At 63.1% G+C, this 24,030-nt stretch carries 20 protein-coding genes and 1 pseudogene; 11 read left to right on the forward strand and 10 right to left on the reverse strand.

What is annotated here, in order from left to right; genetic code table 11:
* Nucleotides 1–19 precede the first annotated feature (19 nt).
* The gene (locus tag DWF74_RS15485; protein WP_102862358.1) at nucleotides 20–1,570 is read right to left on the reverse strand and encodes a PLP-dependent aminotransferase family protein; all 1,551 of its coding nucleotides are present in this window, start codon (nucleotides 1,568–1,570) and stop codon (nucleotides 20–22) included.
* Nucleotides 1,571–1,672: 102 nt separating this feature from the next.
* Here DWF74_RS15485 and DWF74_RS15490 point away from each other — a divergent pair, with 102 nt between their 5' ends.
* From DWF74_RS15490 to DWF74_RS15500, 3 genes are read left to right on the forward strand one after another with little or no spacing between them, the layout of a single operon-like run.
* Nucleotides 1,673–2,296: an FMN-binding negative transcriptional regulator gene (locus DWF74_RS15490; RefSeq protein WP_115581248.1), complete on the forward strand. Its 624-nt coding sequence runs from the start codon at nucleotides 1,673–1,675 to the stop codon at nucleotides 2,294–2,296.
* A 30-nt stretch (nucleotides 2,297–2,326) separates the two neighbouring features.
* A complete protein-coding gene (locus tag DWF74_RS15495) occupies nucleotides 2,327–2,773 on the forward strand; it encodes a GNAT family N-acetyltransferase (protein WP_102862360.1) in 447 nt (148 codons plus the stop codon).
* A gap of 19 nt (nucleotides 2,774–2,792) precedes the next feature.
* Nucleotides 2,793–3,464: a GNAT family N-acetyltransferase gene (locus tag DWF74_RS15500; protein ID WP_115581249.1), complete on the forward strand. Its 672-nt coding sequence runs from the start codon at nucleotides 2,793–2,795 to the stop codon at nucleotides 3,462–3,464.
* 184 nt (nucleotides 3,465–3,648) lie between these two features.
* Here the strand turns inward: DWF74_RS15500 and DWF74_RS15505 are convergent, their stop codons facing one another.
* Nucleotides 3,649–4,548: a homocysteine S-methyltransferase family protein gene (locus DWF74_RS15505; RefSeq protein ID WP_102862362.1), complete on the reverse strand. Its 900-nt coding sequence runs from the start codon at nucleotides 4,546–4,548 to the stop codon at nucleotides 3,649–3,651.
* A gap of 110 nt (nucleotides 4,549–4,658) precedes the next feature.
* Between DWF74_RS15505 and DWF74_RS15510 the strand changes: the two genes are divergently transcribed.
* Both DWF74_RS15510 and DWF74_RS15515 read left to right on the forward strand, forming a co-directional pair.
* Nucleotides 4,659–5,480 carry an ABC transporter substrate-binding protein gene (locus tag DWF74_RS15510; protein WP_102862363.1) on the forward strand — a complete coding sequence of 274 codons (822 nt, stop codon included), beginning with the start codon at nucleotides 4,659–4,661 and terminating at the stop codon, nucleotides 5,478–5,480.
* Complete coding sequence (locus DWF74_RS15515) at nucleotides 5,477–6,313, forward strand: amino acid ABC transporter permease (RefSeq protein WP_102862364.1); 837 nt, start codon at nucleotides 5,477–5,479, stop codon at nucleotides 6,311–6,313. The genes DWF74_RS15510 and DWF74_RS15515 overlap by 4 nt, the downstream gene beginning before the upstream one ends.
* A gap of 87 nt (nucleotides 6,314–6,400) precedes the next feature.
* On the opposite strand, the pseudogene DWF74_RS15520 reads toward DWF74_RS15515, so the two are convergent.
* The 4 genes and pseudogenes from DWF74_RS15520 to DWF74_RS15535 form a co-directional block, all read right to left on the reverse strand.
* Nucleotides 6,401–6,667, reverse strand: a pseudogene (locus tag DWF74_RS15520) (helix-turn-helix domain-containing protein); the annotation flags it as partial.
* Nucleotides 6,664–7,938, reverse strand: a complete 1,275-nt coding sequence (locus tag DWF74_RS15525) for a type II toxin-antitoxin system HipA family toxin (protein ID WP_115582445.1) — start codon at nucleotides 7,936–7,938, stop codon at nucleotides 6,664–6,666. The pseudogene DWF74_RS15520 and the gene DWF74_RS15525, both read right to left, overlap by 4 nt.
* 272 nt (nucleotides 7,939–8,210) lie before the next feature.
* Nucleotides 8,211–10,019 carry a sodium-extruding oxaloacetate decarboxylase subunit alpha gene (gene oadA, locus DWF74_RS15530; protein ID WP_115581251.1) on the reverse strand — a complete coding sequence of 603 codons (1,809 nt, stop codon included), beginning with the start codon at nucleotides 10,017–10,019 and terminating at the stop codon, nucleotides 8,211–8,213.
* Between the two features lie 11 nt (nucleotides 10,020–10,030).
* Nucleotides 10,031–11,446, reverse strand: coding sequence for an acetyl-CoA carboxylase biotin carboxylase subunit (locus tag DWF74_RS15535; RefSeq protein WP_025131542.1), 1,416 nt, complete (start codon nucleotides 11,444–11,446; stop codon nucleotides 10,031–10,033).
* Nucleotides 11,447–11,635: 189 nt separating this feature from the next.
* Here DWF74_RS15535 and DWF74_RS15540 point away from each other — a divergent pair, with 189 nt between their 5' ends.
* A complete protein-coding gene (locus DWF74_RS15540; protein WP_102862367.1) occupies nucleotides 11,636–12,598 on the forward strand; it encodes a LysR family transcriptional regulator in 963 nt (320 codons plus the stop codon).
* Here DWF74_RS15540 and DWF74_RS30675 read toward each other — a convergent pair.
* From DWF74_RS30675 to DWF74_RS15555, 3 genes are all read right to left on the reverse strand, one after another.
* Nucleotides 12,540–12,752, reverse strand: coding sequence for a PA3496 family putative envelope integrity protein (locus tag DWF74_RS30675; protein ID WP_081002137.1), 213 nt, complete (start codon nucleotides 12,750–12,752; stop codon nucleotides 12,540–12,542). The two genes, DWF74_RS15540 and DWF74_RS30675, sit on opposite strands and share 59 nt — an antisense overlap.
* A 106-nt stretch (nucleotides 12,753–12,858) precedes the next feature.
* Entirely contained in the window at nucleotides 12,859–13,725 is an 867-nt protein-coding gene (hexR, locus tag DWF74_RS15550) for a transcriptional regulator HexR (RefSeq protein ID WP_011064325.1), read from the reverse strand.
* A 167-nt stretch (nucleotides 13,726–13,892) separates the two neighbouring features.
* Entirely contained in the window at nucleotides 13,893–16,757 is a 2,865-nt protein-coding gene (locus DWF74_RS15555) for an EAL domain-containing protein (protein ID WP_115581252.1), read from the reverse strand.
* A 246-nt stretch (nucleotides 16,758–17,003) separates the two neighbouring features.
* Between DWF74_RS15555 and uvrD the strand changes: the two genes are divergently transcribed.
* The 4 genes from uvrD (at nucleotide 17,004) to DWF74_RS15575 (ending at nucleotide 21,330) form a co-directional block, all read left to right on the forward strand.
* Nucleotides 17,004–19,187 (forward strand): DNA helicase II, encoded by a 2,184-nt coding sequence (gene uvrD / locus DWF74_RS15560; RefSeq protein WP_011064327.1) that lies wholly within the window; start codon nucleotides 17,004–17,006, stop codon nucleotides 19,185–19,187.
* 101 nt (nucleotides 19,188–19,288) lie between these two features.
* Complete coding sequence (locus DWF74_RS15565; protein ID WP_060841802.1) at nucleotides 19,289–19,729, forward strand: EamA family transporter; 441 nt, start codon at nucleotides 19,289–19,291, stop codon at nucleotides 19,727–19,729.
* A gap of 181 nt (nucleotides 19,730–19,910) precedes the next feature.
* Complete coding sequence (locus DWF74_RS15570; protein WP_102862371.1) at nucleotides 19,911–20,786, forward strand: Tim44 domain-containing protein; 876 nt, start codon at nucleotides 19,911–19,913, stop codon at nucleotides 20,784–20,786.
* A gap of 136 nt (nucleotides 20,787–20,922) precedes the next feature.
* The gene (locus tag DWF74_RS15575) at nucleotides 20,923–21,330 is read left to right on the forward strand and encodes an SMI1/KNR4 family protein (RefSeq protein ID WP_102862372.1); all 408 of its coding nucleotides are present in this window, start codon (nucleotides 20,923–20,925) and stop codon (nucleotides 21,328–21,330) included.
* A 51-nt stretch (nucleotides 21,331–21,381) separates the two neighbouring features.
* Here the strand turns inward: DWF74_RS15575 and DWF74_RS15580 are convergent, their stop codons facing one another.
* Entirely contained in the window at nucleotides 21,382–23,145 is a 1,764-nt protein-coding gene (locus DWF74_RS15580; RefSeq protein WP_102862373.1) for a cation:proton antiporter, read from the reverse strand.
* A gap of 287 nt (nucleotides 23,146–23,432) precedes the next feature.
* Here DWF74_RS15580 and DWF74_RS15585 point away from each other — a divergent pair, with 287 nt between their 5' ends.
* A complete protein-coding gene (locus DWF74_RS15585) occupies nucleotides 23,433–23,918 on the forward strand; it encodes an acyl-CoA thioesterase (protein ID WP_102862374.1) in 486 nt (161 codons plus the stop codon).
* Nucleotides 23,919–24,030 lie beyond the last annotated feature (112 nt).

Raw genomic sequence — 24,030 nt, forward strand, 5'->3', positions numbered from 1 at the left:
GTATACCCCGTCAGACCCGTCAGACCCGCCAGGCCTGACGCAGGCGGCCCAGGGCGGCCTGGATATCGGCCTCAGGCACCGCGGCGAAGCCCAGCACCAGCCCAGCCCGTTGGTCCTCGGGCAACCGGGTTTCCGGCAACCAGTAAGTGCTCAAGCCGTTCACCTCGACATCGACACTGGCCGCCTGCTCCAGCAGTTGCTGCTCCCGGGCCAGGCTGTCCACGCGCACTGTCAGGTGCAACCCGGCGGCCACCGTGGGCAGCGGTCCGACGCCTGGGATCGCCTCGGGCCAGCCGGCGAGCAAAGTGTTGCGCCGGCTCAGGGCGGCCCGGCGCATGCGCCGGATATGCCGCTGGAAATGCCCGGCGGCCATGAACTCGGCCATCACCGCCTGGGTGCTGACCTCGGAGTGGCGCACGTCCACCGCCCGACGCTGGGCGAAGGCCTGCACCAGATTCGGCGGCAGCACCAGGTAACCCAGGCGCAAGGCCGGGAACGCCACCTTGCCGAAGGTGCCGACGTAGATCACCCGGCCCTGCCGGTCCAGCGCCGCCAGGGGGGCCAGGGGCGCGCCGCTGTAGCGGTACTCGCCGTCGTAGTCGTCCTCGACGATCCAGCCGCCGCTGCGCTCGGCCCAGGCCAGCAGCTCCAGGCGCCGGGCCAGGCTCATGATCACCCCGGTGGGGTACTGGTGGGACGGGGTGACATAGGCCAGGCGGCAGGTGGGCAACTGCTCCAGCTGACGGCAGTCGATGCCCTCCTGGTCCACCGCCACGCCCTGCAACTGCGCCCCGGCCACGGCGAAGGCGTGACCGGCCGCCCGATAGCCGGGGTTTTCCACAGCCACGCTGTCGCCGGGCTCCACCAGCAGCTGTGCACAAAGGCTGATGCCCTGTTGCGCGCCACTGGTGATCACAATTTGTTCAGCGCTGCATTGCAGCCCACGGGCACTGCGCAGGTAAGCGGCGATCAGGCTGCGCAGTCGCGAATCGCCAGCGGAATCGCCGTAGCACAGCTGGTGCAGGTCCGGCCTGCGCCAGAAAGCCGCATTCAGCTTGGCCCAGACCTCGAACGGGAATAGATCGAAAGCCGGCACGCCGACCCGGAAAGCCCGCGGCGGGCCACTGGGTGGCGTGCTCAGATGATGCTTTTGCAGGCGCTGCACACCACTGCTGTGGATAACTTTACTGGATGCATCACCAGTTATTTCGGTCGATTTTGTGGATAAACCTGTGGGTAAGCCTGTTGACAACCCTGTGGATACTTTTGTGGATAGTTTTTTGATGGGTAAGCGGGTTTCTGGCAATTGGGCCACGTAGGTGCCATCGCCGACCCGGCCTTCGATAAAACCCTCGGCATACAGCTGGTCATAGGCGCGCACCACGCTGTTGCGGGAAATCCCCAATGCCGCCGCCAGATCACGGCTGGCCGGCAAGCGCGTGCCGCTGGCCAGGCGCCCGTCCAGCACCCGCAGGCGCAGAGCCTGGTACAGCTGGCGGCTGAGGCCCTGGCGGCGATCCAGCTCGATCCCGGCAGGGTTGAAAGACAGCGGAGGCAAAGCACTGTTCATCGAGGCGCCCCAGGGATTGGACCCACAAAATAGACCAAAGATGGCTCTTACAACGAACCATTAGCCTGCCTAGGATGCAGCCACTCGCCAAGGATTTTTTCCATGTACCTACCGCGCGCTTTCGTCGATGAAGACCTCCCCCGCCTGCAGGGCGTGATCCAACACAGCCGCCTGGCGACCCTGGTGACCTGGGGCGCCCTGGGCCTGCAGGCTAGCCACGTACCACTGCTGCTGGACCCCGAACAGGGGGCCTATGGCACCCTCTACGGACACTTGGCCAAGGCCAACCCACAGTGCGCCGAGCTCGCCAGTGGCGCCGAAGCGTTGCTGATCTTCATGGGCGAGGATGCCTATATCAGCCCTTCGTTCTATCCGAGCAAGGCCGAACACGGCAAAGTGGTGCCCACCTGGAACTACGTGGCGGTGCACGCCTATGGCCAGCCGGAGGTCTTCACCGACCCGCAGCGGCTGCTGCAGGTGGTCGAGGGCCTGACCGAGCGTCACGAGGCCGGTCGCCCGCAGCCGTGGAAGGTGGCCGATGCCCCGGCCGACTACATCGACGGCATGCTCAAAGCGATTGTCGGTTTCGCCCTGCCGATCCAGCGCCTGGAGGGCAAGCGCAAGCTCAGCCAGAACCGCAATGCCGAAGATATCGCCGGGGTCCGCGACGGTCTGGCGGCCAGCGCCGACCCGCGTGACCAACACCTGTCGCAACTGATGGGCTGAGTGCCCGCCCAGAACAATAAAGGAGCTTTCATGAGCCAGATCCAGATCCGCCCGGTTACCACCGCCGACCACGCCGCCTGGCTGCCGTTGTGGCAGGCCTACCTGCGCTTCTACGAAACCGAACTGGCGGACGCCGTGACCCAGAGCACCTGGCAGCGCTTCCTCGATGCCCGCGAACCGACCCACGCGGCCCTGGCCTGGGACGGCGAGCGCGCCGTGGGCCTGGTGCATTTCATCTACCACCGCTCCAACTGGAGCATCGAGAACGCCTGCTACCTGCAAGACCTGCTGGTGACCCCGGACCAGCGCGGCACCGGCGTCGGCCGCCAGCTGATCGAGTTCGTCTACGCCCAGGCGAAACAGGACGGCTGCGCCAAGGTGCATTGGCTGACCCACGAAACCAATGCCACGGCCATCCAGCTCTACGAGCGCATCGCCGAGCGCCCGGGCTTTATCCAGTTCCGCAAACCCCTCTGAACCCGCAAGGAGCCACTGCATGTCGACTTCTCTCGCCGATTGGAAAGGCGTCCCCGCCCCTTCGGCCACCCTGCTTGAAGGGCGCTTCATCCGTTTGCAAAGGCTCGACCCGGCGCGCCATGGCGACGAGCTGTTCCAGGTGCTGCAAGGCCCCGGCGCCGACCCCGTGCTGTGGAACTACCTGCCTTATGGCCCCTTCCCCGAGCGTGCGGCGTTCGATGCCTGGCTCGGCAATCATGCCCTGGCCAGCGATCCGTATTTCTTCACCGTGATCGACCGCGCCAGTGGCCAGGCCCAGGGCCTGATCAGCCTGATGTCCATCGTCCCGGCCCAGGGCCGCATCGAGATCGGCCACGTCACCTTCGGCGCACCGATGCAGCGCTCGCCCAAGAGCACCGAGGCGGTGTACCTGCTGGCCAAGGAAGCTTTCGCCCTGGGCTACCGACGCCTGGAGTGGAAGTGCAACAACGACAACGCCCGCTCGCGCTATGCCGCCGAGCGTTTGGGTTTCAGCTTCGAGGGGGTGTTTCGCCAGCACATGGTGGCCAAGGGGCAGAACCGCGATACCGCGTGGTTCTCGATCCTGGACGGGGAATGGCCGGTGATTGCCAAAGGGTTCGAACAATGGCTCAGCGATGAGAACCAGAGCGGCGCGGGGCAGCTCAAGTCGCTGGCGGAGTGTCGCGGGTAACCGTGGTTTTCGCCGGCAAGCCGGCGCCTACAAGGGGGCGGTGAGCCCGGCCTGGTAGAAGACCTGTAGCCGCTGCCGCAGGCTGCGAACGGGCTGGGCGGCATCCGACGCAGCGGGCGCCGCCGTTGAAGGCCTCGGAAGGTCCTGCGGACCTTGGCGCAGCCTGCGGCAGCGGCTACAGGGGTCAGCCCAGCTTCTGCGCCAGCACCGCAATATGCTCCGGCCCAATGCCGCAGCACCCGCCGACATGGCTGGCACCGCGCTGGTGCCAGTCCGCCACCCATTGCAGATAACCCGGCGGGTCCAGGTCTTCGCGCAGGGGGCACAGGCCGTCGTTGGCGGTGGCATCCTCGGGCTGCGGCGGGAAGGCGTTGGCGTACACGCCGATATGGATCTGCACCCCCAGGCGCTCGAAGGTCTCGCGAGCGGCATCCACTGCCGCACCAATCACCTCCGGCTGGCTGCAGTTGAACAGCAGGGTCTGCACGCCCAACTGCGCCGCCACCGCCGCCGCTTCAGTCACCGGCTCGCCGGAACGCAGGCGTGGCACTTCATCGACCTCTTCGTCCTTGAGGGTGAAGGACAGCCAGAACGGCTTGCCATCCTTGGGCAGTCCGGCGTGGATGGCCCGCGCCTCGGCGATCGAGCTTTGGGTTTCTGCGAGCCACAGGTCCACGAAAGGCGCCAGCCCTTTAACCAGCGGGCTCAGCACTTCCTCGACCCGGGACGCATCGAACAGGTCCGGGCGATAGGAGCCAAATAGCGGCGGCAACGAACCCGCCACTCGCACCGGCTTGCCGGAGGCCTCTACTGCGCGGCGCGCCAGCTCACCGGCCAGGGCCGCCAGGGCCTGGCCTTCGGCGGCAAAACGCTCTTCACCGATGTGGAACGGCACCACGGCGTAGCTGTTGCTGGTGATCACGTTGGAACCGCTGGCGATATAGGCCGCATGCACCGCCTCCACCGCCTGGGGGTCCTCGCTCAACGCCAGGGCTGACCACTCGGGCTGCCGGAACGGCGCACCACGGCGCTGCAACTCACGACCCATACCGCCATCCAGAATTACCGTGCTACCTGCGCCCATATGCTTTTTACTCATATGCTTATGAAAATAACTCACTACCGGAGTCGTTCTTATAACTATTAAATACGCACCATTCGGTTAATAACAACTCTTTTTCAGTCAGGATTCCGATGAATTTCAAACCGCTGCTGGCCCTCGGCCTGACCCTGCTTACCGCCTCTTCCCAAGCCTTCGCCGGCGCCACCCTGGAGCGTATCGAGCAGAAAAAGGAGCTGGTCGGGGTGCTGATGGAAAGCTACCCGCCCTTCTCGTTCCTCAATGACCAGAACCAGCTGGACGGCTTCGATGTCGACGTGGCCAAGGCCGTGGCCGACAAGCTCGGGGTCAAGCTGCGCCTGGAAACCCCGTCCTGGGATGTGATCGCCGCGGGACGCTGGAGCGGACGCTACGACATCTGCATCTGCTCCATGACCCCGAGCAAGGCTCGCGCCGAAGTCTTCGACTTCCCGGTGCAGTACTACGCCTCGCCGGCGGTGATTGTGGTCAACGCCAAGGATGATCGTATCCATAGCGCCAAGGACCTGAGCGACAAGAAGGTCGGCCTGACCGCCGCCTCCAGCTACGAGAGCTACCTGAACAAGAGCCTGGTGATCGAAGGCGCTGAAGACACCCACCTGCAATATCCCTTCGAGAACGTACAGATCGCCCCCTACGACACCGACAACGTGGCCTTCCAGGACCTCGGCCTGGGACCGGGCGTGCGCCTGGATGCGATCCTCACCAACCTGGTCACCGCCCAGCCACGGCTGACCCAGGATGCGCGCTTCAAGCTCGCCGGCGAGGCGCTGTACGCCGAGCCCAACTCGGTGGCCATCGAGAAAGGCGATGCCCAGTGGAACGCCAAGGTGCGTGAGGTCTTCGCCCAGCTGAAGCAAGACGGCACCCTGAGCAAGCTGTCGCAGAAATGGATCGGCGCCGATATCAGCCAATGACTGCCTACACGCCACCGCCTCAGCCACCGCAACCGGTGGCTGAACCGCTGCTCAAGCGTCTGCTGGGCTTTCGCACTCGTCTGTACCTGACCTGGGCGGCGCTGCTGGTGCTGTTCGCCAGCTTCTTCCTGAGCTTCGACCTGAAGTTCTCGATCATCCTCGACAAGCTGCCGAACCTGCTGGGCCTGCACCTGTCCCCCAGCGGCTTTCTCCAGGGCGCGGCGCTGACCCTGTTCCTCTGCGCCTGCTCCATCGTCGCCTCGTCGCTGCTGGGCTTTGTCACCGCCCTGGCGCGCCTGTCTTCCAGCGCCGTGGCCTTCGGCATCGCCAGCTTCTATGCCTCGTTCTTTCGCGGTACGCCGTTGCTGATCCAGATCCTGCTGATCTACCTCGGCCTGCCGCAACTGGGGGTGGTGCCGGGCGCCATTACCGCCGGGATCATCGCCCTGTCGCTGAACTACGGCGCCTACCTCAGCGAGATTTTCCGTGCCGGCATCCTTGGCGTGCCCCACGGCCAACGCCAGGCGGCCCTGGCCCTGGGCATGAGCGACAGCGTGATCTTCTGGCAGGTGACCCTGCCCCAGGCCATGCGCACCATCATTCCGCCGGCCACCAACCAGTTCATCTCGATGCTCAAGGACTCGTCGCTGATCTCGGTGATGGGGGTCTGGGAAGTGATGTTCCTGGCCCAGTCCTACGGCCGCTCCAGCTACCGCTACATCGAGATGCTCAGCACCGCGGCGCTGATCTACTGGCTGCTGTCCATCGGCCTGGAACTGATCCAGGCACGGATGGAAAAGCATTACGGCAAGGGCTACGCCAAACGCGGCTAAGGCTCAGGCAAGCGTCGAAGGCCCGGGAATAACCGGGCTTCTTGCCGAGTGCTCAAGTTCATCGAGCAACGAACGGGCGCGGCTGGTCTTCTGCACCTTCACCACCCCCATCTGCAAGCCGAACGGCTTGAACACCGCGTTCAATGACTTGAGGGTCGGGTTGCCGTCACCGTGTTCGATGTGGATCAGGGTGCGCAGGGAAATCCGGCACATCCTGGCGAACTGGCTCTGATGCAGCCCTGTGACTTCAGTGCGCAGGCGCTTGACCGCGTCGCCAAGGGACAAGCGACCGCCCGCCAGCTCCTGCTGGATGTGGTCGATCAAGGCCCCGCGTTCTTCCAGCGTCATGGTCATCGCAATCCCCACTCCTGCAGGCGTCGGTCCAGGTGGCGCAGGTGAATGCGCGGATGATTGAAGGTGGCTTCGGGCAGGCCGCCGGCACTCAACAGGTCCGGCAGGGCCCGCAGCTGTTCGGCATCTGCGCGCAGTCGCGTCAGGGCGGCCTCTGGATCGAGCAGCGGCTTGAGGCTGGCACACACCAGGCGCCAGTCGACGTCACCGGCTACTTCCATGCGTCCGGGCCATTTGGTGGTGCGGGCAATCCCCTGGTCATCCATGACCTTGGGCGCCAGGTCATGGATCGGGGCCAGGCGCACCTCTGTATCCGTGCGAACCACCGCAAGCGTGCGGCCATGATTGTCCGTGTTGCCGAGAATCCTGTTGAGCAGGTCGCGCCGCAGGTAGTCCGCCACCAGTTCAGGGATCGACGCCTCCTGGCCGGTGGCGCGCCACAGTTCGGCGAGAATCCCCAGGACCTCGGTATGGCGCATGCCCTGGCCATGGCCCACCAGAGCGGCCAGGGAATAGATCGACTCCACCGCCAGACGCTCGACTCCGGCGGGCGTTAGCCGACGGTCAAAACGCTGCATCCACAGGCTTGGCCGCCGCCCCTCTTCCAGCGCCAGCCCAGGCGCCGGGAAGGTCTCGATACCCAGCTGCTGCAGCGCCCGGTAGTAATGGAACTCGCTTCTGAGGATGTCGCAGGCAGTCGGCGAAGCCGGGTTACGGGGGAACTTCACCCACCAGTGACGCGCTGCACAAGCGTCATCGAGCAACGCATCGGGGTACAACAAGCCCTCGCGGTTTTCCGTCAGCAACAGCTTGGGCGCTTCGTCGCCGATGCTCGCCGTGCCACCAAAAGCCGCCGCCTGCTCATGGGCGTATTCCAGAAAACGGTTATCCAGGGTCACCACCTGCTCCCGGGTGAAGCCCAGGGCCGGACGCCTGTGCAGCCCTGCCAGGGACTCCTTGATCCGCAGATGGCCAATGGGCGCCGCAGTGCTTCGGGCCAGGAGGAACAACTCGCTGCCCATGCCATCGGGCCGCTCATGGCCGATCTGCCGCAGCAAAAAGCCGCGCGTCGCCGGCGTTGCGATCAGGTCATAAAGAAAGGCCGGCGCCCGGTCTTCTCGCCAGGGCTCCCAGCCCAGAGGTATCTGTGCACTGACCGAGCGGCTCAGCGGGCTGGCAACCGCGTCCAGGTTGTCCACCAGATACTGCGGGACATAACCAAAGCTGCAAGGGCTGGCAAAGCCCGCTTCGGGGTTGTCGAAACTCAGGGTCATGGCATCGGTCCACGCCCCTGCGCCGTAGAGCTGCAACGTCAGCCGGAGCATTGGGGTACCTGTCATTTGCTGCACGTGTATAGAGACTCCGCCTCAATCATCCGTGCATTATATTGCAGTTATTCCAAGCCTCCGAGCCAATAAGTGCATCTAAATACATTTCAATGAACTATTGGCTGCATAAAATGCATTAAATGACACTTCAAAAAAAAGCCAAAAAAAGGGGAGCCGTAGCTCCCCCGAGGTAAACCGTTGCAGATGAGGGCCTGAACTCAGCCCTCGATTTCGATGAGGATTTCGCCCGGGTTGACCCGGTCGCCCTTGGCCACGTGGATCGCTACGACCTTGCCGGCGACGGCCGCCTGGACTTCGGTTTCCATCTTCATGGCCTCGGTGATCAGCACCGCCTGACCTTCCTTGACCACGTCGCCTTCCTTGACCAGCACATCGACGATGTTGCCCGGCATGGTGGTGCTGACATGGCCCGGGGCGCTGGCCTGTTTGCGCTTGCTGGTGCCGCCGCCGACGAACTCGTTGAGTGGCTCGAACACCACTTCTTCCGGCATGCCGTCGATGGACAGGTAGAAGTGGCGCTTGCCTTCGGCCTTGACCCCGACGCCAGTGATGTCGACGCGGTAGGTTTCGCCGTGGACATCGATGACGAACTCGGTAGGCACGCCTTCACCGCCCGGCCTGCTGACGCCACCGGCTTCAGGGATCGGCAGCAACGCTTCCGGAACCAGGGTGCCGGCCTCACGCTCTTCGAGGAACTTGCGCCCGATGTCCGGGAACATGGCGTAGGTCAGCACGTCTTCCTCGGAATGCGCCAGGGCACCGATTTCGCCGCGCAGCTTGGTCATTTCCGGTTTCAGCAGGTCGGCCGGACGCACATCGATCACGTCCTCGCTGCCGATGGCCTGGCGCCGCAGGTTTTCGTCCACCTGACCCGGGGCCTTGCCGTAGCCGCCCTGCAGGTAGAGCTTCACTTCGTTGGTGATGGTCTTGTAGCGCTCGCCGGCCAGGACGTTGAAGAACGCCTGGGTGCCGACGATCTGCGAGGTCGGGGTCACCAGCGGCGGGTAGCCCAGGTCGTGACGCACCCGCGGGATCTCGGCCAGCACTTCGCCCATGCGGTTCAGCGCGCCCTGCTCTTTCAACTGGTTGGCCAGGTTGGAAATCATCCCGCCCGGCACCTGGTTGACTTGCACCCGGGTATCGACCGCGGTGAATTCGCTTTCGAACTGGTGGTACTTCTTGCGCACGGCGTAGAAGTACAGGCCGATCTCTTGCAGCAGCTCCAGGTCCAGGCCGGTGTCGAACTCGCTGCCTTTAAGGGCCGCGACCATGGACTCGGTGCCCGGGTGGCTGGTGCCCCAGGCGAAGCTGGAGATGGCGGTGTCGATATGGTCGGCGCCGTTCTCGATGGCCTTGAGCTGGCACATGGCAGCCAGGCCGGCGGTGTCGTGGGAGTGGATGAACACCGGCAGCGACAGCTCGGCCTTCAGCGCCTTGACCAGCTCGCCGGTGGCGTAAGGGGTCAGCAGGCCGGCCATGTCCTTGATGGCGATGGAGTCGCAGCCCATGGCTTCCATCTGCTTGGCCTGGGCCACGAAGGCCTCGATGGTGTGCACCGGGCTGGTGGTGTAGGCGATGGTGCCCTGGGCGTGCTTGCCGGCGGCCTTCACCGCCTCGATGGCGACCCGCAGGTTACGCACGTCGTTCATGGCGTCGAAGATGCGGAACACGTCGATGCCATTGACCGCGGCCTTGGCCACGAAGGCTTTGACCACGTCGTCGCTGTAGTGGCGGTAGCCCAGCAGGTTCTGGCCACGCAGGAGCATCTGCAGACGGGTGTTGGGCAGCGCCGCGCGCAATTGGCGCAGGCGCTCCCAGGGGTCTTCCTTGAGGAAGCGCACGCAGGCGTCGAAGGTCGCGCCGCCCCAGACTTCCAGGGACCAGTAGCCGACTTTGTCGAGCTTGTCGCAGATCGGCAGCATGTCTTCGGTGCGCATGCGAGTCGCCAGCAGCGATTGGTGGGCGTCGCGCAGGATGGTGTCGGTTACATGAATCTTCTTGGACATTGTTTTATTCCTCACAGGCCTGCGTGGGCGGCGATGGCGGCGGCGATGGCCAGGGCCAGCTCTTCGGGTTTGCGCTTGATCGAGTAGTTGGTCAGTTCCGGATGGCTTTCAACGAAGCTGGTATTGAACTGACCGCTACGGAATTCCGGGTTACGCAGGATTTCCTGGTAGTAGGCGGCGGTGGTCTTGACCCCTTGCAGACGCATGTCGTCGAGGGCGCGCAGGCCACGGTCCATCGCCTCTTCCCAGGTCAGCGCCCAGACCACCAGCTTCAGGCACATGGAGTCATAGAACGGCGGAATGGTGTAGCCGGTGTAGATCGCCGTGTCGGTGCGCACGCCGGGTCCGCCAGGGGCGTAGTAACGGGTGATCTTGCCGAAGCTGGGCAGGAAGTTGTTCTTCGGGTCCTCGGCGTTGATCCGGAACTGCAGGGCAAAACCACGGTGGTGGATGTCTTCCTGCTTCACCGACAGTGGCAGGCCCGAGGCGATGCGGATCTGCTCGCGAACGATGTCGATGCCGGTGATCTCCTCGGTGATGGTGTGCTCCACCTGCACCCGGGTGTTCATCTCCATGAAGTACACCTCGCCCTCGGCGAGCAGGAACTCCACGGTGCCGGCGTTCTCGTAGCCCACGGCCTTGGCCGCGCGCACCGACAGGTCGCCGATGTAGGCGCGCTGTTCCGGGGTCAACTGCGGGCTCGGGGCGATCTCGATGAGCTTCTGGTTACGGCGCTGGATCGAGCAGTCGCGCTCGAACAGGTGCACCACGTTGCCAAAGCTGTCGCCGAGGATCTGCGCTTCGATGTGCTTGGGATTGACGATGCATTTTTCCAGGAACACTTCCGCCGAACCGAACGCCTTGGTGGCTTCGGAAATCACTCGGGGGAACGCCTGCTCCAGCTCTTCACGGCTGTTGCAGCGACGAATGCCGCGGCCGCCACCACCGGAGGTGGCCTTGAGCATCACCGGGTAGCCGATGCGGTCGCCTTCAGTCAGGGCTTCATGGATATCCGCGACGTTGCCTTCGGTACCCGGGGTCACCGGCACGCCGGCCTTGATCATGCTGCGACGGGCTTCAGTCTTGTCGCCCATGCGGCGGATGACTTCCGCCGACGGGCCGATGAATTTGATGCCACGTTCGGCGCAGATGTCCGCCAGTTCGGCGTTTTCCGAAAGAAAACCATAGCCGGGATGCAAGGCATCACAGCCGGTTTCCACCGCCAGGTTCACCAGCTTGCGGGGGTTCAGGTAGCCGGCCAGCGGCTCGGCGCCAATGCTGTGGGCCTCATCCGCACGCTTTACATGCAGGGCATGGCGATCAGCGTCGGAGAAGATCGCTACCGAACGGATGCCCATCTCGGCGCAGGCACGCACGATTCGTACGGCGATCTCACCACGGTTGGCGATCAGGATCTTTTTTATCACTTGGAGGTTCCCTTGAGCCGTTGAAACAAACGACCCGCTAGACCGAGTCGGCGCGTGACCAAATGTTTCAAGTCAGTCGCCGCGTCACACTAGCTCTGCAGAGGGATTAACAAAAATCAATAATTATTGGGTTGGGCATAAGTAAAGACTTATAGTTGTGCTACCAGCCCTTGGCGCGAGCACTGAAAAATGCGTAAGTCCTTGATGAGACTGACATTACGTCAGTTGCAGATTTTCAATGAAGTCTGCGATCTACGCTCCTACAGCCGCGCCGCCGATGAAATGAATCTCACCCAGCCCGCGGTCAGCCTGCAGATCCGTCAGTTGGAGGAGCTGATCGGCCAGCCGCTGTTCGATTACGTCGGCAAGAAGCTCTACATGACCGAAGCCGCCGAGGCCCTGCAACGGGCCAGCCGGGACATCTTCGGGCGCCTGGAAAACCTCGACATGCAGCTCTCGGACATGCAGGGCTCACTGCAGGGCCAGCTCAAGCTGGCGGTGGAATCCAGCGCCAAATACTTCGTCCCGCACCTGTTCGCCGCCTTCAAGCGCCAGCATCCGGAAGTCCACCTGCAACTGACGGTGGTCAACCGCTCCCAGGTGATCCGCCGCCTCTCGGACAACCGCGATGACCTGGTGATCATGTCCATGGTGCCCCAGGACATGGAGCTGGAGTTCCTGCCCTTCCTCAACAACCCCATCGTCGCCGTGGCGCCGCCGGATCATCCCCTGAGCCACATGGGTCCGCTGCGCCTGCAGGACCTGGAGCCCTACACCCTGGTGCTGCGCGAGCCCGGCTCGGGCACCCGCCTGGCCTGCGAGGAGTACTTCAAGGAGAAGCGCGTGCACTTCACCCAGATCCTCGAAGTGTCGTCGGCGGAAGCTCAGCGCGAGTGCGTGCGGGCGGGTCTGGGCGTGGCCTTGCTGACGCGCCACGCCCTGAACCTTGAGTTGGCGACCGGCGGCTTGATCGAGTTGCCGGTCGAAGAGCTGCCATTGCTTCGCAGCTGGTGCCTGGTGCAGGCCAAAGCCAAACGCCTGTCACCGGTAGCGCATGCGTTCCTGGGATTCATCCGCAGCGAACGCGTGCAGATCAGCGGGCTGGTTGAACGCTTCGACGGGAAGCCGCGGGTGCCGCCTGCCAGTAATTGACGGCCTCAAGCTCGGGGTAATCGTTGATTTGCTGCTGCAACTGACGCAGCTCGAAGCGGTGTTCGATCGCACGACGAAATTCCATGCGGCGCTGGTCTTCCTGCTGACGACGGGTCTTGACTGCGCTGTTGCTCTCTTCGTAAGGCCGGGCCATTTCGAGTCTCCCAATGCGAGTACGGAAGCTTCACGATGGACGTCGGCGGTTACGGTTTGGCGGCGGGTCGGTTACAGGACGATGAACATTCGCCCCTCTCCAGGAATCAGTCGTCCAGGGCTTTGACCGACTTGGGCGACAGACGCAGGCTGCGAAGGCTGCGCTTGACGCTCTTGAGGTGGTTCACCAGGCTCGGCCCGCGGGCCATGGCCACGCCCATGGCCAGCACGTCGATCACCACCAGGTGGGCGATACGCGAGGTCAGCGGGGTGTAGATCTCGGTGTCTTCGTGGACATCGATGGCCAGGTTGACCGTGGACAGCTCGGCCAACGGCGTCTGGCTCGGGCACAGGGTGATCAGCGAGGCGCCGCTTTCACGCACCAGGTTGGCGGTGATCAGCAGGTCTTTGGAGCGCCCGGACTGAGAAATACAGATGGCCACGTCGGTAGGCTTCAAGGTCACCGCCGACATCGCCTGCATGTGCGGGTCGGAATAGGCCGCCGCAGTCAGCAGCAGGCGAAAGAACTTGTGCTGGGCATCCGCCGCCACCGCGCCAGACGCGCCAAAGCCGTAGAACTCCACGCGCTGGGCCTGGGACATGGCAGTCACCGCCTGCTGCAGGGCCACCGGATCGAGCTTCTCGCGCACTTCCATCAGGGTGTGCAGGGTGGTGTCGAAGATCTTCAGGCTGTAGTCAGCGACAGAATCGTCTTCATGGATCGCGAACTGGCCAAAGCTGGCACCGGCGGCGAGGCTCTGAGCCAACTTGAGCTTCAGGTCCTGAAAACCGGAGCAACCGATGGCCCGGCAGAAACGCACGATGGTCGGTTCGCTGATGCCCACGCTGTGGGCCAGGTCCGCCATGGAACTGTGCATCACGGCCGCAGGATCAAGGAGCACGTGATCGGCGACCTTGAGTTCCGATTTGCGTAACAAATGACGTGACTGGGCGATGTGCTGCAACAGGTTCAAAGGGCTGGACTCATTGTTATTGGCTGACGCCGGGGATGTAGCAAGCTTGTAGTTATACTACAGGAATCGTCTTTTTGCCTGTTCAATGCATCATCAATTTGCCGGCCTGCCCCCCATTTTCAGCCGGGTACGACTTATGTAGCCGTTGTGGCTGGCGTCGCCGCCCACTAGCGAGACTGGGCCTGCAACAGCTGCGCGAGCGCTTCGGCATTCACCGGACGACTGATCAGGTAGCCCTGCACTTCATCGCAGTGTTCGGCCCGCAGGAAGGTCAACTGCGCCGGGTCCTCGACCCCCTCGGCCACCACTTTCAGCGACAGCCCGTGCGCCATGGCAATGATTGCCCGGGTAATCGCCGCATCCTCGCCACCTTCGGCAAGGCCACGGATAAAGGCCTGGTCGATCTTCACGTAGTCCACCGGAATGCGCTTGAGGTAGCTCAGGGACGAGTAACCCGTGCCGAAGTCATCGATGGCCAGCTTCACTCCCAGATCACGCAGTTGCTGGAAGGTCGCGATGATGTGCTCGACGCTGTCCAGGAGCTGGCTTTCAGTCAGTTCCAGCTCGAGGAAATGCGGCTCCAGGCCGGTTTCTTCCAATACCTGGCGCACCAGGCTCACCAGCTTGCCTTGGCGCAGTTGATACACCGACAGGTTGACCGACACCCGAATCGGCTCCAGCCCCTGGCGCTGCCAGTCGCAGGCTTGGCGGCAGGCCTGACGCAACACAAATTCGCCGATGGGCCCGATCAGCCCGGTCTCTTCCGCCAGGCCGATGAAGTCCCCCGGCGGCACCCGGCCCATGGTCGGGTGATCCCAGCGCACCAGGGCTTCGGCAGCATTCAGCCGGCCCGTGGCCAGGCACAGCTTGGGTTGGTAGAACACCATCAACTGGCCTTCTTCGATGGCCTTGCGCAGCTGGTTCTCCAGTTGCAGACGCTCCAGAGTGCTGGCCTGCAGGCTCTCGGTGTAGAACTGGAAGTTGTTGCCGCCCAGGTGCTTGGCGTGGGCCATGGCCATGTTCGCCTGACTGACCAAAGCCGCAATCTCCCGGGCGCTGTCCGGCAGCATGCTGATGCCCATGGAGGCGCTGACCACCAATTCATGGCCATCGACGGTGATCGGCAGGCGCAGCTTGCTCAGCAGCCGGGTCGCCACCCGCGTCAGGCTCGACAGGCTGCCGTAGGCGTCGAACAACACAGCGAACTCATCCCCGGACAGCCGGGCGATGGTGTCGGCCTCCGGCAGGGCATTGACCAGTCGTCTGGACATCTTCTGCAGCAACTGGTCGGCCACTTCATGGCCGAGGCTGTCGTTGAGCAACTTGAAGCGATCCAGATTGATGTGCAGCAAGGCCAGGCTGCGGCCGCCCTGGCGTACCCGTTGGTGGGCCTCGCCCAGGCGCTCGCGAAACAGGGAACGGTTGGCCAGCCCGGTGAGTTCATCGTAGTGAGTGAGGTAGCGCATGCGCTCCTCGGACTCGCGCCGAGCCGATAGATCGGCGAAGAAGCCCACGATGTGGCGGATTTTCCCTCGTTTATCCCGCACGACATTCAATTGCAGCCATTGCGGATAGAGCTCGCCGTTCTTGCGGGTCTCCACCAGCTCGCCCTGCCAACTGCCGTGTTGCTCCAGGGCCTGATGAATCAACGGGTAATGCCGGCGGGCATCGCGGCTACAGGACAGTTCCACCACATTGCGCCCGAGCATGTCCTCGATCTGATAGCCCGTGACCTGGCTGAAGGCCTGATTGGCAGCGATCAGGGCGTACTCGGGGTCGAGGATGACGATGCCTTCACTGGCCGCCTCGAACACTGTCGCCGCCAGATTGCGCTGCACCTCCACTTCCTTGTCGGCGCTGATATCCCGCCGCGTGCCCACCATGCGCAACACCCTTCCACCAGGACTACGCTCCACCGCCCTGCCCCGGTCCTCGATCCACACCCAATGGCCATCGCCATGACGCACCCGGTACTCCACCTGGTAATCCTCGCTGCGGCCCTTGAGATGCTCCACCAGGGCACGTTTGAGCAGCGGCAAATCCTCGGGGTGCAGGCGCGGCTTGAGATGGCTGAGCATCGCGGTGACGTCTTCGGGTTCCAGGCCAAACAGTTCCTTGATCTGGGTGTGATGGATTTCGTCGGTCTGCAGGTTCCAGTCCCAAAGTCCCAGCTCGCTGGCATTCAGGGCCAGGGCCAGGCGCGCCTCGCTCTTGCTCAGGGCCTGGTTGGCCTGGTCCAGTTCCAGGCTGCGCTGGGCCACCCGCTGCTCCAGTCCCGCCTGGGCTTCACGCAATTGTTCTTCGGCCCGTCGGCGCTGTTCGATCTCACGGGCCAGCTCGCGGTTGAGCTGGCTGCCGCGGCTCTGGGCATCCTGCAGATGCTCGATCAGCGCCTGATTCTGAAAGCGCCGCAACAGGCCTCGCTGAATCAGGCGGTTGACCTGCCAGGCCACCACGCTCAGGGATACCAGGAGAATCAGCCCAAGCCAGCCCCAGCCGCGCTGCTGATCGTCTCCGCCCCAGAACAGATAGGCGATGGCCGGCAACAGGCAGGGCAATGTGAAGGAAAGAAAGGCCTGCAGGCTGACCGCGTAGGCCACGCTGGCGGAAAGAATCGCCGCGCCGATCAGGCCGAAAACCCAGGCCTGCTGCAAAAAGCTGTCGGTGGGCACCAGGGCGATGCCGGCGCAGGCCAGGGTCAGGCCACTGACCGCCGACCCCAGAAGAAACATGCGCTGCCAGATGGGCTGCGCCTGGCGACTGGGAATCGCCGAGTCGAACGCCGCCACCTGGATCACCCGCAAGGCCACCAGGGCCAGCAGCCAGACCATCCACACGCTGAGCAACAGATAGCGCGCCGGACTCCAGAGCAACCAGGTGCACACCAGACCGTTGAGCAGCATGAAAAGGGTCGGCAGCAGCGAGCCCTGATACAGCAGGCGCGTACGCTCCACTGCCATCTCGACGGCGTAATGCTGGCGGATGCCCCCCGGCGCCATGAAGGGCCCGGACGGGTCGGGGTTAAGTGTCATAGGCAGTATTCTTATAATGTAGAGCCCGAAACGTCGGCGGAGCATACACAAGCACAAGCTCGAGCCAAACTGCTCTGGATCATAAAATCGATAAAACAAATCCCGCCGTAATCCGTCGTGCAAGTGCGCGCGCGCGAGACACCAATGGCTGCGGCCTGTGACCAACCGGTCGTCCCCGGCCGTTGTTTTATCGGCTAATGCAATGCCGGGTTTGCCCGGGGTGACGCGGCCCCCTAGAATGCCCCGATGCGCGATGATCTCTCCCTCCTGTTGAACTCCCTCAACGATGCCCAACGCCAGGCCGTAGCTGCCTCCGTGGGTCGTCAGTTGGTCCTGGCCGGTGCTGGCTCCGGCAAAACCCGAGTGCTGGTGCACCGTATCGCCTGGTTGATCCAGGTCGAGAACGCCTCGCCCCACTCGATCCTGTCGGTGACCTTCACCAACAAGGCCGCCGCCGAGATGCGCCACCGCATCGAACAATTGCTGGGCATCAACCCGGCGGGCATGTGGGTCGGCACCTTCCACGGCCTGGCGCACCGCCTGCTGCGGGCCCACTGGCAGGAAGCCGGCCTGAGCCAGACCTTCCAGATCCTCGACAGCGACGACCAGCAACGCCTGGTCAAGCGGGTGATCCGCGAGCTGGGCCTGGATGAGCAGCGCTGGCCGGCCCGTCAGGCCCAGTGGTTCATCAACGGACAGAAAGACGAAGGCCTGCGCCCGCAACACATCCAGGCCAGCGGCGATCTTTTCCTGGCCACCATGCGCGGCATCTATGAGGCCTATGAGGCCGCCTGCCAGCGCGCCGGAGTCATCGATTTCTCCGAGCTGCTGCTGCGCGCCCTGGACCTGTGGCGCGACCATCCCGGCCTGCTGGCGCACTACCAGAAGCGCTTCCGCCACGTGCTGGTGGACGAGTTCCAGGACACCAACGCCGTGCAGTACGCCTGGCTGCGACTGCTGGCCCAAGGTGGCGACAGCCTGATGGTGGTGGGCGACGACGACCAGTCGATCTACGGCTGGCGTGGAGCGAAGATCGAGAACATCCATCAGTATTCCGCCGACTTCCCGGACACCGAAGTGATCCGCCTGGAGCAGAACTACCGCTCCACCGCCGGCATCCTCAAGGCCGCCAACGCCCTGATCGCCAACAACACCGGACGCCTGGGCAAGGAACTGTGGACCGACGGCGGCGACGGCGAAGCCATCAACCTGTACGCCGCCTTCAACGAGCACGATGAAGCCCGCTATGTCGTGGAAACCATCGAGAGCGCGCTGAAAACCGGCCTGGCCCGCAGCGACATCGCCATTCTCTACCGCTCCAACGCCCAGTCCCGGGTGCTGGAAGAAGCCCTGCTGCGCGAGCGCATTCCGTACCGCATCTATGGCGGTCAGCGCTTCTTCGAACGGGCCGAGATCAAGAACGCCATGGCTTACCTGCGCTTGCTGGAAGGCCGGGGCAACGACGCAGCCCTGGAACGGGTGATCAACGTTCCAGCCCGGGGCATCGGCGAAAAGACCGTCGAAGCCATCCGCGAACACGCGCGCCACAGCGATGTGTCGATGTGGGAAGCCATGCGCCAGCTGGTGGCCAATAAAGGCCTCACCGGTCGCGCCGCAGGCGCCCTCGGGGCCTTTATCGAACTGATCGAGAACCTCGCCGCCAAGACCCTGGAAATGCCCCTGCACCTGATGACCCAGACGGTGATCGAGCAGTCCGGGCTGATCGCCTACCACGAAGCGGAAAAAGGCGAGAAAGGCCAGGCCCGGGTGGAAAACCTTGAGGAACTGGTGAGCGCCGCGCGCAACTTCGAGAACACCGAAGAAGACGAGGACCTGACGCCGCTGGCGGCCTTCCTCGGCCACGCGTCCCTGGAAGCCGGCGATACCCAGGCCGACGAGCACGAAGACAGCGTGCAACTGATGACCCTGCACAGCGCCAAGGGCCTGGAGTTCCCCTACGTGTTCCTGGTGGGCATGGAAGAAGGCCTGTTCCCGCACAAGATGAGCCTGGAAGAACCCGGCCGCCTTGAGGAAGAACGCCGCCTGGCCTACGTCGGCATCACCCGGGCGATGCAGAACCTGGTGATGACCTATGCGGAAACCCGTCGCCTGTACGGCAGCGAAACCTACAACAAGGTGTCGCGCTTCGTCCGCGAAGTGCCCAAGGGGCTGATTCAGGAAGTGCGCCTGTCCAACAGCGTCAGCCGGCCTTTCGGCGGTGGCCAGTCGCAGAGCACCAGCAGCCTGTTCGGCGGCAGCGAGATTCCGGACACCGGCTTGAGCCTGGGCCAGGCGGTGCGGCACTCGGTGTTCGGCGACGGGGTGATCCTCAACTTCGAAGGCGCCGGTGCCCAGGCCCGGGTCCAGGTCAACTTCAGCGAAGGCAGCAAATGGCTGATGCTCGGCTACGCCAAGCTGGAAGCCATCTAACCCGACCCTAGGCGCCGGCTTGCCGGTGAAGCTCACTGGCGCACCACCTCTTCGCCAGCAAGCCGGCTCCGCCAGGTCAGTGCAGAAAAGGCAGCGCGAACATGGGTTCAGGCTTTTTTTCCTCGTGGACATTCTGGGCGCTGCTCTCGGCAACTTTCGCCGCTTTGACGGCGATCTTCGCCAAAGTCGGGATAGAAAACGTCAATTCAGACTTCGCCACCCTGCTGCGCACCGTGGTGGTCCTGGTCAGCCTGGCCTTGATTTTGTACGCAACGGGCCAATATCAGTCCCTGGGATCGATTTCCACCAGGAGCTATCTTTTCCTGCTGCTGTCGGGACTGGCCACCGGGGCCTCCTGGCTGTGCTATTTCCGCGCCCTGAAACTCGGCCCGGCCTCTCTGGTGGCGCCGGTGGACAAGCTCAGCGTGGTGTTGGTCGCAGTCATCGGCGTGGCCCTGCTGGGCGAGAAACTCGATCTGCGCCAGTGGGGCGGAATCGGCCTGATCACCGCCGGCGTCGTGCTCCTGGCACTGCGTCGCTGAACGGCGACGCAATTGAACCAAAGCCACGTCCTTGAGGACAAAAAACCTATCGGCGAGCATGCCGGCGAACGGAGCTGAACCGAGCCTGTCAGGCAAAAGCCCGAAACATTATGCCGCTCGCTACTGACACTTCACCTGTGCAATATGGCGCGCGTGCCATCCACAAATGGGAACCCCCTTTATGAAACGTTTTCTTAGCATCGCCATGGCGCTGTGCATCGGCCTGACGATGAGCCTCGACGCCAACGCCAAGCGCTTCGGCGGCGGCAAAAGCGCCGGCGCTGCCCCGACCCACCAGACTCGCCAGGCGGCGCCAACCACTCCGGGCGCGCCTGCCGCTGCCGCCACCGCTGGCGCAGCCGGAGCTGCAGGTGCCGCGGCCAAGGCCGGTGGTGCTTCGCGCTGGCTCGGCCCTCTGGCCGGCATCGCAGCCGGTGGCCTGCTGGCCTCCATGTTCATGGGTGACGGCTTCCAGGGCATGCAGATCTTCGACATCCTGATCATGGCGGTCATCGCCTTTGTGATCTTCCGCTTTATCGCCGCTCGCCGTCGCAAGCAGCAGGAGCAGTTCGCTCCAGCGGGTCACGCACCGATGCAGCGTGAAGCGTTCGAGCCTCAGCAACCGGCTGGCGGTTCGATCTTCGGTGGCTCGGCAGCACCTGCCGCGCGTCCGGTGATCAACGCTCCGGCCTGGTTCAACGAAGAGCGCTTCATTGAAGCGGCGCGCAATCACTTCCAGTCCCTGCAGCAACACTGGGACGCCAACGAAATGGACAAGATTGCCGAGTTCGTTACCCCGCAAATGCTGCAGTTCCTGAAACAGGAACGTGCCGATCTGGGCGACGGCTTCCAGTCCACCTACATCGACAACCTGCAAGTGCAGCTGGAAGGCGTGGATGACCGTGCCGACAAGACCATCGCCACCCTGACCTTCAGCGGTGTATCGAAGACCTCGCGCTTCGACCAGGGCGAAGTGTTCAGCGAAAGCTGGAACATGGAACGCGCCCAGGGCGACAACCAGCCATGGCTGGTGGCAGGTATCCGCCAGAACGGCTGATTCATTCTGCTGTCACAGCTGTAAGGCAAAACCCCGACTCAGGTCGGGGTTTTGCATTTCACGATTGCACTTATAGCGAGCTACTGTATAAACCGCCGTCAAACAACCGCGCCATAGAGCAAAGAGGACCCAGGCCGTGGAAGAAGTCATCGAACAACTCCGAGAAGCCAACGAACCGGTACCCGTCCCCCTGGAACTGCCGGACGAAGACCAACTGGTGGAAATTGAAGAACAGCTGTTCATCAATATCCCGTTCGTCTTCAAAGAGTTCCTGTTGACGGTCAGCGACGTGGTTTACGGCAGCCTGGAACCGGTCACCGTCACCGACCCGCAATCCCACACCTACCTGCCGGAAGTGGCCGCGACCGCCTGGGACCTGGGCGTGCCTCGTGAGCTGATCCCGATCTGCCAGGACGGCGACGACTACTACTGCGTCGAAGAAGACGGCACCGTGGTGCTGTGGTCCGGCGAAGAAGAGCTGATCACCGAAGAGTCCTGGGAATCGGTGTGGCACTGGGCGCGGGACGTTTGGCTGGAAAGCTGAGCCCCCGCCGTTGCAACCGGCTCGCCAGCGCCCTGCTGGCGAGCGGCAAGGTCAATGTCCGCCGTTGTCCTTGCTGTGATCGAGGGTTTCGATCAGCGCCACCTGCATCCGCGTGTGCACGCGGATGAACCAGCGCCACAACACCGCGGCCACCACCGCCGCCACCACGGCAATCAGTACCAGCAGCTCCAGGGTCGGCAGGATGCTCGACGACAGCGCCGCCAACAGCAGAAAGATCACCAGTAGCGACAGGATCGGAATCACCTCGGCGATCACCCGACGCACTCGCTGGGTATGACGCCCGGCCATTTCCGCCTTGACCCCCATCTCCGCCAGCAGCATCGACAGCGCCTTGAGCTTGCGGTAGGCGGCAATCAGGAATGGCAGGGACAGCAGCAACGCTGCGCCCCAGATCAGCGCCTTCTGCCAGCTAGGATCACTGACCCATTCCTCCAGATAAGTGCCGATGCGCTTGGCGAAATAGCCGCCGGAAAAGAAGATCGCCACCACCAGCGCCAGATTCACCCCCACTTGCAGCAGGATCTTGCGGATCATCGACGCCAGCAATGCGCCCTCACCCTGAGGCTGGATACTGCGCAACCACTCCCCATACATGCCCAGCACCCGGCTCAGGCGTTGAGGCAGGACTCCAGCCAGCTTGTGCGACAAAGGATCGGCCGCGCGAATCAGATAAGGCGTGAGCAAGGTGGTGATCGCCGACACGGCAACCGCGACCGGATAGAGAAAATCGCTGGTGACCTGCAGGGTCATGCCCAGGGCGGCGATGATGAACGAAAATTCGCCAATCTGTGACAGGCCCATCCCGACTCGCAACGAGGTCCGTCCATCGTTACCCGCGATAAAGGCGCCCATGCCGCAGGACAGCATCTTGCCCAGCACCACTGCCACGCTGATCACGGCGATGGGCCAGGCGTATTGCAGAAGGATCTGCGGGTCGATCATCAGACCGATGGCGACAAAGAAGATGGCACTGAACAGGTCACGAACCGGCTCGATCAGCCGTTCGATCTTCAGCAACTGACGGGACTCGGCCATGATCGCGCCGATCAGGAAGGCGCCCAGGACCATGCTGTACTCCAGCTTCACCACCAGCAGGCAGAAGCCGAAACACAGCCCCAGCACCGTGATCAGCAGCATCTCGTTGCTGTCGAACCTGGCCACGTAGGCCAAGAGGCGCGGCACCAGCAGAATGCCGATCACCAGCGCCACGATCATGAACAGCGAAAGCTTGCCGACGGTGGAGAACACATCGCCGGAACTCACGGTGCCACTGACCGCAATACTCGACAGCAAGGCGATGATGCCGATGCCGAGAATATCTTCGACGATCAATACACCGAAGATCAGCTGGGCGAAGCGCTCGTTCTTCATCTTCAGGTCGTTGAGCGCCTTGACGATGATGGTGGTGGAGGAAATGGCCAGGATCGCTCCGAGGAACAGCGAATCCATGGTGCTCCAATCGAACCAGCGACCGATCTCGTAGCCGATCCAGATCATCAGGACGATTTCCAGGAACGCCGCGATAAACGCCGTGGCGCCCACCTTGAACAGCTTGCGCAGGCTGAATTCCAGCCCCAGGCAGAACATCAGGAAAATCACCCCAAGCTCGGCCAGGGTCTTGATGGTCTGTTCGTCGTGGATCAGGCCGAACGGCGGTGTGTGGGGACCGATGATGAAGCCAGCGACGATGTAGCCCAGCACCACCGGTTGCTTGAATCGATGAAAGAGAATGGTCACTACACCTGCGACCAGCATGATCACGGCCAAGTCCTGAATGAAGCTGATGGCATGCATGGACGGGGTTCTCCTTGAACGCTGGGCGGCGCAGATCGCCTAAAAAGAAAAATCTGATCAGTACAAAGAAATATCCAAAATATGAGCGGAAAAAGCCCTGGAACGGGTGTTTTTCAGGTTAACACCGGGACTTCTGGCAGAAAGGCGATGCAATATTAGGAAACAGATCCACCGGAGCGTGACGGCACGACGCGGCCCGGCGTCCCGTTATCGATGGTTTGAAAATCCTTGAAACCAGCACCCGCAGAGGTGCTCCAGCAACCCCTGCCTTGAACCGTGAGTGTGTTATGGAACCCGGAAACGCCCAGCTGTCGATGACGGTATTGATGACCCCTGACATGGCCAATTTCTCTGGCAATGTCCACGGCGGCACCCTGCTCAAGTACCTCGACGAAGTCGCCTATGCCTGCGCCAGCCGTTATGCCGGCCGCTACGTAGTGACCTTGTCGGTGGACCAGGTGATCTTCCGCGAGCCGGTGCATGTCGGCGAACTGGTGACCTTCCTGGCCTCGGTCAACTACACCGGCAACACCTCCATGGAGGTGGGTATCAAGGTGGTGACCGAGAACATCCGCGAGCGCTCGGTGCGCCACACCAACAGCTGCTTCTTCACCATGGTGGCGGTGGACGACCAACGCAAACCGGCCCAGGTGCCACCGCTGCAGCCCGAGACCGCCGACGGCAAGCGCCGCTATATCCAGGCCCAGCAGCGTCGGCAGATCCGCCAGGAGCTGGAAAAGCGCTACCAGGAAATCAAGGCCGACGGCCCTTGATTCTCAGACAGATACGCTGATTCAGCAGGACCACGGACGGTCCCCTCGCCACGCCCCTGCAAAGCCTTGCGCACTCGCCCCCTCTCCCTCCGCTGCTCCAGGCAGTCTTCTG

Source organism: Pseudomonas protegens, from assembly GCF_003363755.1.
Taxonomy (GTDB): Bacteria; Pseudomonadota; Gammaproteobacteria; order Pseudomonadales; family Pseudomonadaceae; genus Aquipseudomonas; species Aquipseudomonas danubii.

Excerpts from the sequence above, each read along its gene's own strand:
- DWF74_RS15485 (WP_102862358.1), bottom strand. The coding sequence starts at position 1,570 with ATGAACAGTGCTTTGCCTCCGCTGTCTTTCAACCCTGCCGGGATCGAG.
- DWF74_RS15490 (WP_115581248.1), top strand. The coding sequence starts at position 1,673 with ATGTACCTACCGCGCGCTTTCGTCGATGAAGACCTCCCCCGCCTGCAG.
- DWF74_RS15495 (WP_102862360.1), top strand. The coding sequence starts at position 2,327 with ATGAGCCAGATCCAGATCCGCCCGGTTACCACCGCCGACCACGCCGCC.
- DWF74_RS15500 (WP_115581249.1), top strand. The coding sequence starts at position 2,793 with ATGTCGACTTCTCTCGCCGATTGGAAAGGCGTCCCCGCCCCTTCGGCC.
- DWF74_RS15505 (WP_102862362.1), bottom strand. The coding sequence starts at position 4,548 with ATGGGCGCAGGTAGCACGGTAATTCTGGATGGCGGTATGGGTCGTGAG.
- DWF74_RS15510 (WP_102862363.1), top strand. The coding sequence starts at position 4,659 with ATGAATTTCAAACCGCTGCTGGCCCTCGGCCTGACCCTGCTTACCGCC.
- DWF74_RS15515 (WP_102862364.1), top strand. The coding sequence starts at position 5,477 with ATGACTGCCTACACGCCACCGCCTCAGCCACCGCAACCGGTGGCTGAA.
- DWF74_RS15525 (WP_115582445.1), bottom strand. The coding sequence starts at position 7,938 with ATGACCCTGAGTTTCGACAACCCCGAAGCGGGCTTTGCCAGCCCTTGC.
- oadA (WP_115581251.1), bottom strand. The coding sequence starts at position 10,019 with ATGTCCAAGAAGATTCATGTAACCGACACCATCCTGCGCGACGCCCAC.
- DWF74_RS15540 (WP_102862367.1), top strand. The coding sequence starts at position 11,636 with ATGCGTAAGTCCTTGATGAGACTGACATTACGTCAGTTGCAGATTTTC.
- DWF74_RS30675 (WP_081002137.1), bottom strand. The coding sequence starts at position 12,752 with ATGGCCCGGCCTTACGAAGAGAGCAACAGCGCAGTCAAGACCCGTCGT.
- DWF74_RS15555 (WP_115581252.1), bottom strand. The coding sequence starts at position 16,757 with ATGACACTTAACCCCGACCCGTCCGGGCCCTTCATGGCGCCGGGGGGC.
- uvrD (WP_011064327.1), top strand. The coding sequence starts at position 17,004 with ATGCGCGATGATCTCTCCCTCCTGTTGAACTCCCTCAACGATGCCCAA.
- DWF74_RS15565 (WP_060841802.1), top strand. The coding sequence starts at position 19,289 with ATGGGTTCAGGCTTTTTTTCCTCGTGGACATTCTGGGCGCTGCTCTCG.
- DWF74_RS15570 (WP_102862371.1), top strand. The coding sequence starts at position 19,911 with ATGAAACGTTTTCTTAGCATCGCCATGGCGCTGTGCATCGGCCTGACG.
- DWF74_RS15580 (WP_102862373.1), bottom strand. The coding sequence starts at position 23,145 with ATGCATGCCATCAGCTTCATTCAGGACTTGGCCGTGATCATGCTGGTC.
- DWF74_RS15585 (WP_102862374.1), top strand. The coding sequence starts at position 23,433 with ATGGAACCCGGAAACGCCCAGCTGTCGATGACGGTATTGATGACCCCT.